Annotated in this window: 11 protein-coding genes; 8 read left to right on the top strand and 3 right to left on the bottom strand. The window is 66.3% G+C overall.

Annotation, left to right across the window (positions count from 1 at the left end; genetic code table 11):
• Nucleotide 1 precedes the first annotated feature (1 nt).
• Complete coding sequence (locus ACJH5R_RS07545) at nt 2-1555, top strand: succinic semialdehyde dehydrogenase (protein ID WP_406781638.1); 1554 nt, start codon at nt 2-4, stop codon at nt 1553-1555.
• Between the two features lie 3 nt (nt 1556-1558).
• Here ACJH5R_RS07545 and ACJH5R_RS07540 read toward each other — a convergent pair whose 3' ends face one another.
• Nucleotides 1559-2974, bottom strand: coding sequence for a WS/DGAT/MGAT family O-acyltransferase (locus ACJH5R_RS07540; protein ID WP_406759659.1), 1416 nt, complete (start codon nt 2972-2974; stop codon nt 1559-1561).
• Nucleotides 2975-3036: 62 nt separating this feature from the next.
• Entirely contained in the window at nt 3037-4689 is a 1653-nt protein-coding gene (locus tag ACJH5R_RS07535) for an acyl-CoA synthetase (RefSeq protein WP_406759660.1), read from the bottom strand.
• A gap of 69 nt (nt 4690-4758) precedes the next feature.
• Between ACJH5R_RS07535 and ACJH5R_RS07530 the strand changes: the two genes are divergently transcribed.
• The 3 genes from ACJH5R_RS07530 to ACJH5R_RS07520 all read left to right on the top strand — a co-directional run bounded on the left by ACJH5R_RS07530 (nt 4759) and on the right by ACJH5R_RS07520 (nt 7519).
• On the top strand, nt 4759-5559 hold the full coding sequence (locus tag ACJH5R_RS07530) for a crotonase/enoyl-CoA hydratase family protein (protein WP_406759661.1): 801 nt from the start codon (nt 4759-4761) through the stop codon (nt 5557-5559).
• Nucleotides 5559-6563 carry an NAD-dependent epimerase/dehydratase family protein gene (locus ACJH5R_RS07525; RefSeq protein ID WP_406781637.1) on the top strand — a complete coding sequence of 335 codons (1005 nt, stop codon included), beginning with the start codon at nt 5559-5561 and terminating at the stop codon, nt 6561-6563. Before ACJH5R_RS07530 ends, ACJH5R_RS07525 begins: the two co-directional genes overlap by 1 nt.
• Before the next feature lie 80 nt (nt 6564-6643).
• On the top strand, nt 6644-7519 hold the full coding sequence (locus tag ACJH5R_RS07520; protein ID WP_406759663.1) for a hypothetical protein: 876 nt from the start codon (nt 6644-6646) through the stop codon (nt 7517-7519).
• Nucleotides 7520-7540: 21 nt separating this feature from the next.
• On the opposite strand, the gene ACJH5R_RS07515 is transcribed toward ACJH5R_RS07520, so the two are convergent.
• Nucleotides 7541-8758 carry a cytochrome P450 gene (locus ACJH5R_RS07515; RefSeq protein ID WP_406759674.1) on the bottom strand — a complete coding sequence of 406 codons (1218 nt, stop codon included), beginning with the start codon at nt 8756-8758 and terminating at the stop codon, nt 7541-7543.
• A 42-nt stretch (nt 8759-8800) separates the two neighbouring features.
• Here ACJH5R_RS07515 and ACJH5R_RS07510 point away from each other — a divergent pair, with 42 nt between their 5' ends.
• The 4 genes from ACJH5R_RS07510 to ACJH5R_RS07495 all read left to right on the top strand — a co-directional run bounded on the left by ACJH5R_RS07510 (nt 8801) and on the right by ACJH5R_RS07495 (nt 12298).
• A complete protein-coding gene (locus tag ACJH5R_RS07510; RefSeq protein WP_406759664.1) occupies nt 8801-9526 on the top strand; it encodes an acetoacetate decarboxylase family protein in 726 nt (241 codons plus the stop codon).
• 116 nt (nt 9527-9642) lie between these two features.
• Entirely contained in the window at nt 9643-9957 is a 315-nt protein-coding gene (locus tag ACJH5R_RS07505; protein WP_406759665.1) for a DUF2563 family protein, read from the top strand.
• On the top strand, nt 9939-11822 hold the full coding sequence (locus ACJH5R_RS07500) for a glycohydrolase toxin TNT-related protein (RefSeq protein ID WP_406781636.1): 1884 nt from the start codon (nt 9939-9941) through the stop codon (nt 11820-11822). Before ACJH5R_RS07505 ends, ACJH5R_RS07500 begins: the two co-directional genes overlap by 19 nt.
• A 2-nt stretch (nt 11823-11824) precedes the next feature.
• The gene (locus tag ACJH5R_RS07495) at nt 11825-12298 is read left to right on the top strand and encodes a hypothetical protein (protein ID WP_406759666.1); all 474 of its coding nucleotides are present in this window, start codon (nt 11825-11827) and stop codon (nt 12296-12298) included.
• The last annotated feature ends 83 nt before the right edge of the window (nt 12299-12381 follow it).

Raw genomic sequence — 12381 nt, 5'->3', positions numbered from 1 at the left:
CATGCCCGCCCCATCCGCCGCAGACTTCGACCGGCTGCGCCAACTGTCCGCCATCGATGACATCGACGCGCGGCAGTCGAAGACCATCGACGAGGTCTTCACCGGCAAGCCGCTGACCACCATCCCGGTCGGCAACGCCGAGGACGTGACGGCGGCATTCGCCAAGGCCCGCGCGGCCCAGCGCATCTGGGCGGCGCGCGGTGTCAAGGAGCGCAGCGCGATCATCGAGCGCTACCGCGATCTGGTGATCGCCAACCGGGACTTCCTGATGGACGTCTGCCAGGCCGAGACCGGCAAGGCACGTTCGGCTGCCCAGGAGGAGATCCTGGACATCATGCTCAACGCGCGCTACTACGCGCGCCAGGCCACCAAGTTGCTGGCCTCCAAGCGGGTACCGGGGCTACTGCCCGCCGTCGTCAAGACCGTGGTCAACCACCACCCCAAGGGCGTGGTGGGCGTGATCGCGCCGTGGAACTACCCGATGACGCTGTCGATCTCCGACGCCATCCCCGCACTGCTGGCGGGCAACGCGGTGGTGGTCAAGCCGGACAGCCAGACCCCGTACTGCACGCTGGCCAACGCCGAACTGCTGTATCAGGCCGGCCTGCCGCGCGACCTGTTCGCGGTGGTGCCCGGCCCGGGGTCGGTGGTCGGGACCGCGATCGTGCAGCAGTGCGACTACCTGATGTTCACCGGCTCCAGCGCCACCGGTCGCACCCTGGCCGAGCAGTGCGGTTCCCGGCTGATCGGCTTCTCCGCCGAACTGGGCGGCAAGAACCCGATGATCGTCACCAAGGGCGCCAACCTGTCGGAGGTCGCCAAGGCCGCCACCCGCGCCTGCTTCTCCAACGCCGGGCAGTTGTGCATCTCGATCGAACGGATCTACGTCGAGCGCGACGTCGCGGACGAGTTCGCCGCGAAGTTCGCCGAGCAGGTGCGCGCCATGCAGCTCTCGGCCACCTACGACTTCACCGCCGACATGGGCAGCTTGATCTCCGAAGACCAGATCAAGACCATCTCCAACCACGTCGACGACGCGAAGGCCAAGGGCGCCAAGGTCATCGCCGGCGGAAATGCCCGTCCCGACATCGGGCCGCTGTTCTACGAGCCGACCGTGCTGACCGATGTCACCGACGAGATGGAGTGCGGGCGCAACGAGACGTTCGGCCCGGTCGTCTCCATCTACCCCGTCGACAGCGTCGAAGAGGCCATCGCCAAGGCCAACGACACCGAATACGGGCTGAACGCCAGCGTGTGGGCCGCCAGCAAGTCCCAGGGTGAGGCCATCGCCGCACGGATCAAGTCCGGCACGGTCAATGTCGACGAGGGTTACGCCCTGGCCTTCGGGAGCGTCGCCGCGCCGATGGGCGGCATGAAAGCCTCCGGGGTTGGCCGCCGCCACGGTGCCGACGGGATCCTCAAGTACACCGAATCGCAGACGGTCTCCACCGCCCGGATCCTGAATCTGGACCCGCCGCTGGGGATTTCCGGCCCGCTGTGGCAAAAGATGCTGACCCCGATGATCCGCGTGGTGCAGGCACTGCCCGGGCGTTAGCGGTCAGCGTCGGCCGGTGCGGTTCTTCCCCCGGTCGATGTCGCGCTCCAACTCGGCCAGCGCCGGCTCGATCCCGTCGGCCATCTTGTGGATGTCCTCGGCGATTTCCGGGGTGGTCACGAATCCGAAGTCGAGGTGGTCGCGGTAGGAGAAGCAGGTGATGTTCAGCGCCACGTCCATGACCGGCGGGCCGAGCGGCACCAGTGACTCCAGTTCCGCTCCGGCCATGTAGATCGGAATCGGCGGACCCGGCACGTTGGAGACGACGAGGTTGATCGGGGCCAGCCGGTTCGACAGCCCGGTCGCGGTGTAGGCACGGGCGGCCAGCTGCAGCAGCCCCGGCGGGGTGGTGTCGGTCAGGCCCATGATCTGGTGCGCCGACAACGCCTTCGCCATCTGCTTGGCACTCTGAGTGCTGGCGTGAATCGATTTGAGCCGCTGGGCTGCTCCCTCGATGTCGGTCGCCATCGACACCGTCATCGAGCTGACCTTGTTGCCGACCTCGCCCTGGCTCTCTTCGGTGCGGGTCGACACCGGGATCTGGGCGACGAGTGGCTTGTCCGGCAGCTCGCCGCGCTCGCCGAGATACTGCCGAACTGCGCCGGCGACCATGGCGAGCACTACATCGTTGAGCTTGACCCCGTAGGCGTCCTTGACGGCCTTGATCCGGGCCAACTCGACCCGGGCGGCGCTGATCCGCCGGTGCGGCGACACGCTGGCGTTGAAACGAGTTACCGGGGCGTCGAAGTAGCGCGGTGGTTTGCGGGGAAGTCCCAATCCGACAGTGGCGATCTGCTGGCGGACGGTCTGCTGCAGCAGCCGGCCGATGCGGTACGGCGTCTTGACCGCGACGTTGACCAATTCCTCGACGACCCGGCGCTCGTAGCTGGGGATGACGGATCCGTTCGACGACCCGATCGTCTCCGGTAGCGGCGGCCGCGGCTCCGGCGTGATGTCCAGCATGATCTCGAACAGTCCTGCACCAGAGACACCGTCGACGATCGCGTGATGCATCTTGGTCAGCGTCGCGACCCGGCCGCCGCTTACGCCTTCGATGACCCACATCTCCCACAACGGTCGGGAACGGTCCAGCTTGTAGGACATCAGGCGGCCCACCAGCTCTTCGACCTCGCGCCGCCCGCCCGGCGCGGGAACGCCGATACGCCGCAGGTGGAAGTCGATGTCGAGATGCTCGTCTTCGACGAACCACGGCCGGTCCAGGCCCATCGGCGAAGGGCTGACCCGCCAGCGCAGCTGCGGCAGTTGCGGTAATCGCTCGATCAGCAGCTGGCGAACCCGCTCAAAGCTGTAGTTCGGCGCATTGGTGGTGTCGCAGATCGCCAACCCACCGATGTGCATGTGCCAGCCCGCCGTTTCGGCAGACCAGAACGCCGCGTCGACGCCCGAAAGTCGCTGCATCGACAGAGACTAGCCCGCAAAGCGTTCCGTCGAGGGCAGCTCTGCACCAAAAATTCGGTGAGTTAGCTCTCTGCCGCCACGTGCTTGGCGTGCACCTCGTCGGCGGGACGGGCTTCGGTCTGCTCTTTGGCCCAGCGGTAGTCGGGCTTGCCGGCCGGGGAGCGCTTGACCTCGTCGACGAACCACAGGCTGCGGGGCACCTTGTAGCCGGCGATCTCGGTACGGGCGCAGGCGTTGATCTCCTCCAGCGAAGGCCGTGCGTCGCCGCGCGCCTGAACCACCGCGGCCACATGCTGGCCGTAGCGGGCATCGGGCACCCCGACCACCAGGGCGTCGAAGACGTCGGGGTGGGTCTTGAGGGCCGCCTCGACCTCTTCGGGGTAGATCTTCTCGCCACCGGAGTTGATCGACACCGACCCGCGGCCCAGCATGGTCACGCTGCCGTCGGCCTCGACCTGCGCGAAGTCGCCGGGGATCGCGTAGCGCACCCCGTTGATGGTGCGGAACGTCTCGGCGGTCTTCTTCTCGTCCTTGTAGTAGCCGACCGGGATGTGACCGCGCTTGGCGATGATGCCCCGCACGCCCGACCCGGGCTGGACCTCGTTGCCGTCGTCGTCGAGCACCACGGTGGTCTTGTCGATCGTGACCCGCGGGCCGCCGGTGTGCGCTTCGCCCTTGGCGACGATGCTGGTGCCGCCGAAACCGGTCTCGCTGGACCCGATGGAGTCGGTGATGATCCGGTTGGGCAGCAGCTCCAGCAGCCGTTCCTTGATGCTCGGGCTGAACAGCGCCGCGGTGGATGCCAGCAGGAACAGCGACGACAGGTCGTACTCGTTACCGGCGTCCTGATGGGCCAGCAGCGCATCCAGCAGCGGGCGCGCCATCGCGTCCCCGGTGAAGAACAGCAGATTGACCTTGTGGTCGTGGATGGTGCGCCACACCGCGTCGGCATCGAATTCCGGTGCCAGGACCACGGTTTGGCCGCTGAACAGCGACATCCAGGTGGCCGACTGGGTGGCGCCGTGGATCATCGGCGGGATCGGGTGCCGGACCATCGGCGGGTTGGCGACGGCCAGCTTGGCCAGGTCGTACTCGTCGGCGATCGGTTCGCCGGTGGCGAAGTCGGTTCCGCCGAACAGCACCCGGTAGATGTCCTCGTGGCGCCACATCACGCCCTTAGGGAAGCCGGTGGTGCCGCCGGTGTAGAGCAGGTAGATGTCGTCGGCGCTGCGCGGTCCGAAGTCCCGCTCCGGCGAACTCTGCGCCAGTGCGGCCTCGAACTCCACGCCGCCGTAGCGCTGGTAGTCCAGATCGCTGCCGTCCTCGACCACCAGGATGGTCTTGACGTGCGGGGTGTCGGGCAGCACGTTGGCCACCCGGTCGGCGTACTGGCGCTCGTGCACCACCGCGACCATGTCCGAGTTGTCGAACAGGTAGCGCAGCTCCCCCTCGACATAGCGGAAGTTGACGTTGACCAAGATGGCGCCGGCCTTGATGATGCCGAGCATCGCGACGACGATCTCGTTGCGATTGCGGCAGTACAGGCCGACCTTGTCGTCCTTCTTGACGCCCTGACTGATCAGGTAATGGGCCAGCCGGTTGGCCTTCTCCTCGAGCTGCCCGTAGGTCAGCTCGTCAGGCCCACAGATCAGGGCAACCCGATCCGGTACGGCGTCGATGGCGTGTTCGGCTAAGTCGGCGATGTTGAGAGCCACAACACACAAACTAGAACGTGTTACATTTCGATTTCAAGTCGAGGTCCCAACCCGGAAAGGCGGACGCCGGTGAGCGAGTCGTCAGAACAGCCCCACGCCCTCGTTGAGCAGCGCGGACACACGCTGATCGTCACGCTGAACCGTCCCGAGGCCCGCAACGCTCTTTCCGGCGAAATGCTGGCGATCATGGTCGAGGCCTGGGACCGCGTCGACAACGACGACGAGATCCGCTCGTGCATCCTGACCGGCGCCGGTGGTTATTTCTGCGCGGGAATGGACCTCAAGGCAGCCAACAAGAAGGCGCCGGGCGACTCGTTCAAAGACGGCAGCTACGACCCGTCGCGTATCGACGGCCTGCTCAAGGGCCGCCGGCTGACCAAGCCGTTGATCGCCGCGGTGGAAGGCCCGGCCATCGCCGGGGGCACCGAGATCCTGCAGGGCACCGACATCCGCATCGCCGGCGAAAGCGCCAAGTTCGGCATCTCCGAGGCCAAGTGGAGCCTGTACCCGATGGGCGGCTCCGCGGTGCGGCTGGTGCGCCAGATTCCCTACACCATGGCCTGTGACCTGCTGTTCACCGGTCGGCACATCACCGCCGCCGAGGCGCTGGAGATGGGCCTGATCGGCCACGTGGTGCCGGACGGTTCCGCGCTGGACAAGGCGCTGGAGATCGCCGAGCAGATCAACAACAACGGTCCGCTGGCGGTGCAGGCGATGCTGCGCACCATCCACGAGACCGAGGGCCTGCACGAGAACGACGCATTCCAGATCGACACCAAGATCGGCATCAAGGTGTTCTTGAGCGAGGACGCCAAGGAAGGGCCGCGGGCGTTCGCCGAGAAGCGCAAGCCGGAGTTCAAGAACCGCTGATGCGGGTCGCAGTCACCGGCGGCACCGGCTACCTCGGCGCCCACACGGTCAAGACACTGCTGGAAGCCGGGCATTCGGTTCGGCTGCTGGTCGCCCCGGGCTGCGGTGACGAGCCGGTCATTCCCCGGTTGCGCGAATTCGGCGCACTCGAAGTGCTCGACGGCGACATCCGCGACACCGCGGTGGTGGCTGCGCTGTTGGACGGCTGCGACTCGGTGCTGCATGCCGCCGGGGTGGTCGGCACCAACGACCGCCAGGAAAAGTTGATGTGGGACATCAACGCCTACGCCACCGAAGCGATCCTGACCCGCGCCGTGGCCGCAGGTCTGGACCCGGTGGTGTCGGTCAGTTCCTACAGCGCGCTGTTCCCGCCGCCGAACGGGATCATCGGCCCGGATTCGCCGACCGTGCCGGGGCGCAGCGCGTATGCGCGCACCAAGGCCTACGGCGAGCGGGTGGCCCGCCGGCTGCAGGACGAGGGCGCACCGGTCGTGGTCACCTATCCCTCCAGCGTGGTCGGCCCGGCGTTTCACACCGCGCCCGGCGTCACCGAACGGGGCTGGGCGCCGATCGTCAAGTATCGGGTGGCGCCGGTGGTGCGCGGCGGCATGGCGATGGTCGACGTCCGCGACATCGGCCGGGTGCACGAGGCGCTGATGCGGCCCGGTCGCGGTCCGCATCGCTATCTGTGCGGCGGAATCATGGTCAGCTTCGACGAGATGATCGCCGCGGTGGAACAGGGTCTGGGCAAGCCGGTACGCCGAATCCGGGTGGCCCCCAGCGTTTTCAAGGGCATCGGCCGGGTCAGCGACCTGGCCAGCAAGCTGCTGCCGCTGCCCGAGTCACTGAGCTACGAGGCGGCCTGGCTGCTGACCTCGGCCACCCCGACCGATGACTCGGCCACGCTGGCCGATCTGGGTCTGGCGTGGCGGTCGCCGATCGAGGCGATCATCGAGTCGCTGCGGGCCAGCCTCGCCTCCCCGCCCTTTTCGCCGAACGTGTAACCACTGCGAGAATCCGGCCGGATTTTCGCAACCAGTGCACGTTCGGCGTTCGTGTCGGTGGTCGTTGGCAGACTCCCGCCATGGTGACACCGTTCTTGGGCAGCGAAGCCGTGCGGACCGGGCGGCTGACGCCGTACGCCTTGCGGAGCCGATTCACCGCGATCCATCCGGACGTCTACGTCCCGACCGGGCCGGAGCTCACCGCCGTGTCGCGGGCACGCGCCGCATGGCTGTGGTCCCGGCGGCGCGGGGTGATCGCCGGCCAATCCGCTGCCGCGCTGCACGGTGCCAGGTGGGTCGAGGACCGCGCTCCGGCCGAGTTGCTCTTCGACTGCCGGCGCCCGCCCGGGGGCGTCAGGACCTGGTCCGACCGATTCCAAGCCGATGAAGTCCAGCTGATCGCCGGTATGCCGGTCACCACCCCCGCACGCACCGCGTTGGACCTGGCCTGCCGCTACCCAGTCGGGAAATCAGTCGCGGCCATCGACGCACTGGCCCGCGCGACCCGCCTCACGATGGCCGAGGTCGAGGTACTGGCCGAGCGCTACCGGGGCCGCCGAGGGATCCGCCGTGCACGGATGGCGCTATCACTCGTTGACGCCGGCGCCGAGTCGCCGCGAGAAACGTGGTTGCGGCTGTTGCTGATCCGCGCCGGATTTCCCCAGCCGCAAACCCAGATTCCGGTCTACGACGAGTACGGCCAGCTTGCTGCGGTAGCGGACATGGGTTGGGAGGACATCAAAGTCGGTGTCGACTACGAAGGCGAGCACCACCGGATCACGCGTGCGGCATTCAACAAGGGCATCAGGCGCCACGAAACCATGACCCAACTCGGCTGGATCGATATCCGGATCACTGTCGAAGACACCGAAGCCGGGATCATCGGCCGAGTCAGCGATGCCTGGGCGCGCCGAACGTGTACTGAGCCCGAGATTTCCGCGAAATATCCGGCCTGATTACACGCTCGGCGAAGATGACTACGCCAGCACCGGTTTGCTCGGGGTGAACACCACCGGCATCGATTCCAGGCCGCTGACGAAGTTCGCCGGGCGCAGCGGCAACGCGTCGCCGGACGCCAGCCGCAGATCCGGCAGGCGCTGCAGGATCCGCTGTGTCATCAGCCGCAATTCCAGCCGGGCCAGCTGGTTGCCCAGGCAGAAGTGCGTGCCGAAACCGAATGCCACATGGCTGTTGGGGTCGCGGGTGACATCGAAGCGTTCCGGCTCGTCGAACACCGACTCGTCGAAGTTGGCCGACTCGAACAGCAGCAGCATCTTCTCGCCCTCGCGCAGCTGCGTGCCGTGGAACTCGGTGTCGCGGGTCAGGGTGCGGCACATGTTCTTCACCGGCGAGGTCCACCGCAGCATCTCCTCGATCGCCACCGGCAACCGATCGGGTTCGCGCTGCAGCAACTCCCACTGATCGAGGTGGCGCAGTAGCTGCGCCGTGCCACCGGATAGCGTGTGACGGGTGGTCTCGTCGCCGCCGATCAGGATCAGCAGGGTCTCGAAGATGATCTCGTCGTCGGTCATCACGGCGCCGTCCACCTCGGCGTTGACCAGCACGGAGAACAGGTCGTCGGTGGGCTCGGCCCGACGTTTCGTGATGGTGTTCCTGGTGAATTCGGTCCAGCCGGCGAACGCCGCCATGACCGCCTGAGCCGTCGCCGATTCCGGATCCAGGTGTGAGCTCAGCCCGGCCACCAGGTCGTCTGACCACCGCAGCAGCATCGATCGTTCTTCGGGCAGCACCCCGAGCATGTCACCGATCACCGCCATCGGAAGCGGGGCGGCGATGTCGCGGACGAAGTCGCATTCACCGCGCTCGCACACCGCGTCGATGAGGGTGTCGCACAACGTCTCGATGGACGGCAGCTGGGCATGCACGCGTTTGCGGGTGAATCCGGCGTTGACCAGCTTGCGGCGCAACAGGTGCGCGGGGTCGTCCATGTCGATCATGTATGGGAAGCCCGGTTGGTCGGGACGGATGCCGCCGGCGTTGGAGAACACTTCGGGCGTGCGTTCGGCGTCGATCACCGCTTGGTAGGTGGCCGCCGCGGCCAGCCCGTTGCGGTCCCGGAACACCGGCTCGTTGATCCGCATCCAACCGTAGGCGCCACGAGCACCCCCGTCGGCGTAAAACGTGCCGTCGGTCAGATCGACGTCCGGCTTGGTGGCCGGCTTCGCATCGGCCATTACCTCGGTCATTGACGTCCTCCCCGGATTACAGTGGGAGCCATGGCTCTTTCACAGCACACCATCGCTGGCACTGTGCTTACCATGCCGGTCCGCATCCGTCACGCGGATGTACATTCCGCAATGTTTTCGGTCCCTGCGGACGCCGCGCAGGCGATGATCGACTACAGCGGCCTGCAGGTCTTCCAGCAGCAGCCGGGACGCGCCGTGGTCAATCTGATGCTGGCCCGCTACATAGACGGCGACCTGGGCAAGTACCTGGAGTTCGGGACCGCGGTGATGGTCAACCCGCCGGGGACCGAGGCCAGCGGCTGGCGGGCATTGGGCTCGGCCGGCGCGTTCATCCACCACCTGCCGGTCGACCAGGAGTTCACCCTCGAGGCCGGGCGCACCATCTGGGGATTCCCGAAGATCATGGCGGACTTCGCCGTTCGCGACGGACGGCAGTTGGGTTTCGATGTCGCCGCTGACGGCCAGCACATCGCTACCATGGAATTCGGTCGCGGGCTGCCGGTTCCGGGGCTGTTCACGTCCAAGCCCCGGGTGCTGCAAGCATTCAGCCACCTCGACGGCGTTACCCGCCAAGTGCCTTGGGAGATGCGAATTTCGAAAGTGCGCGGGTCGCTCGGCGGTACCACGCTGCGGCTGGGCACCCACCCTTACGCCCGCGAGCTGGCCGCGCTGGGTCTGCCCAAGCGGCCGATGATGTCGTCGACCGTGGGCCGGGTCGAGATGACCTTCGGCGACGCGCAGGTGATCGGCAGCTAACCGTCCAAGCACGGCCGGGGCTGATCCACGAACTTCGGCCATTCTCCTCGGTGAATTGACGCCCGCACGACCGGCTGTCAACGTTGATTCCCAGCTGACGCAGTAAAGGAGTCACGATGTTCGTCGATCCGGCGATGCTGAAGGACGGGGCAACCCATTCTCACAGCGCTGCGGACCACGCCCAGGCGGGCGCGGCGTCGTTGGACCAGACTGCGGTGGCGGCGGGAATCTTCGGCAGTTTCGGCGCCGCCGACGCCTTCCACCAGGCGATCTCGACCCGCCATAGCGACCACGTCACAACCCTCAACGATCAACGCCGCGTCTTGGCCGATGTCGCCGACAAGGCACATCACGCCCGGCGGGCATTTATCGGTATGGATCAGCACAACGCGGCCGAACTTCGTGCAGTGTGGTGCAACTCCGCTACATAAGCCTGCCGCTGCTCATCGATGCCGCGGGCGGCGACCCGTGGCAGGTCAACAACACCCTGCGAAGCGGTAACCCGGCCGCTGTCGACGAACTCGCGCAGGCCTTCCACAACGCCGGCGCGTGTACCGCCGAGTCCAGCGCGGCGTTCGCCCAAGCCCGCCAACGCTTCCAGGCGGCCTGGAACCGGGAGAACGGCGAGCACCCGATCAACGACTCGGCGGAAGTGCAACGCGCCACCGACACCTTGCACCTGCAGCAAACCCAGCTCACGGCTATCGGCACCGACCTGGAAATGATCGCCGCCGCGCTGGCCGAGGCCCAGAAGTCCGCGGCCGGGAAGATCCATGCGCTGGAGATCCAGCTGCAAGACATCGACAACCGCATCGGCATGTACCAGCAGGCGCACCTCGATACCGCCGAGTTGGAACAGGTCGCGATCGACGACACCGCCGGCATCTTGCATCAGATCGAGAAGCTCCGCGACGACTACGCCGGAATACTTCAGGTTTCGACAACCAAGCTGCTCTCCCACGGCTACGCCAGCGCACCGCTGGGTGGCCCCCTCAGTCCCGCCCCGAGCACGCCGGGCGACCAGTTCGCGTTCGAGGAGCTGTTGCGCGCCAACGACCAGGCGGTGCTCGATGCAATGGCCCGGGTCCGGGCCGCCCAAAAAGCCCTCGACGACGCCACGGCCAAGGCGTACCAGCAGGGTGCGGGCAGCGACGCGGCCCAGGAGGCGATGACGCAGCTGCCGGCATTGAAGAAGAACCTCGCCGATGCCCTCGATGACCTGGGCAAGATCCCCGACTACTCGACCATCGATCCCGCCTCGGTGCACCTGGGTCCCGGCGGCGCCGTGTCATTCGCCTACACCCTCGAGGGCCAAAAGATGGTGGTGACCGGCACCCTCAAAAACGGCACCGGCGAGGTCTACGACCAAGGCGCCGACGCCGGCAGTGGCGCCTACTTCAGCTATCAGGACGGCAAGCTGGCCGGCTCCCGGTTCCTCGACCCGGGCCGCGTCACCCCCGACGACGCGCTGCTGCAGAACGCCATCTTCACCGCGGTGGGCGCCGGGCCCGCGGTCACCGCCGGCAAGGCCGGCGTAGAAGCCGGCTGGCAAGGCATGCGGTCCCTGTTCGCCCGCGAAGCCCTCGAAACCAGCGGCGGTACCGCTGTCGGACTGAGCGCCGACAACGTGCTGCCGCGCGCGATCACCCAGGCCGAAATCCGCGCGCAGGCCGCCGCCGACGATCTCGCCATCCACCACTCGGGTGCGCACGCTCCGGTTACCACCGGTGGCGACCACATTCCGCCGCCGCTGACGACTGCCGATCAAGGCCCAGCGGTGCTTACGCACGAACACGTCCCACACAGCGGGCCACACGTGCCGGCCCCAGCAACCGAGGTACATCCATTACCAACTGATTCACCCTTGTTCGAGGGCTACCACCCCATCGAACCGGGACCACAATTCACCGACTCCGCCGGCCGCTTGATCTACCCTGACGACAGCCTGGCCAGCAAGCCGTACGCAATACCGGGCACCGTCATCCCCGACGCCGACTTGACCGCGGGAACCGAGCTCGGGCGATTCGGATCTGAATACGGCGGTTACATGGCTCCGGAAGGTACGCCCTTTGCCGAGTTGTCACTCCCGCCGGAAAGCGCGACGATGCCCTACCTGCGATATGTCGTCAACGATCCCACCGCCCTGCCACCCGGTTGGCATATCGAGCAGTCGCAAACCGCACCATGGTTCCACCAACCCGGCGGTGGGACACAATTTCGAATAATCGATGAGTTCGGAGATACCGGCAGCGTCGAAGAGCTGATCCGGTCGGGATTCCTCAGGAGGCAAAAGTAGTCATGGATTTCTCGCGTCTGATCCAACACTGGCAACGCTGGGCTCCGATGTTCAGCGGCGGAGACGTATCGATTTCGACTACTTGCGACGACTGTCATATCGCATTCAAGTCCAACGGCTATTCGGTCCATCTCCGCAACGAGAGTCCCTGGTGGGTAACGGACATAGTCGACGATCGCGGTAAGCGAACGGACGGCGACGCTCGATTCTCGAGCCTCGATCTGGCGGAGAAGTACCTGATCTGGGATTGGGGAACAGCAGCGCGCCCAAGCCTTGCCTCCGGGCCTTTGGGAACAGACCTCTATCGCCTGGGTTACGCTCCCGGGATCAAAGTCACCCGCGTCGATCGCGGCTATGAAATCCGTTCGAACGGCGACCGCGCCATATTATCCGTAGTGAATGCAACGATTTTCAGTCATCTAATGACTAGGTCCGTAGATGAGGTCGAGCAGCTCGTAAGTGAGGGCATCGCCTGACCTAGCTGTACTGCCCAGGCAGGTTGGTCAACCTGGTGATGGGCGGAATCTTGCCGATCGCGGAGTGTTGCCGATGGTGATTG

It is taken from the genome of Mycobacterium sp. SMC-19 (assembly GCF_045310815.1).
Classification (GTDB): domain Bacteria; phylum Actinomycetota; class Actinomycetes; order Mycobacteriales; family Mycobacteriaceae; genus Mycobacterium.
Note: the sequence above shows the minus strand (reverse complement) of the source record. Positions and strands in the feature narration are given on the sequence as shown.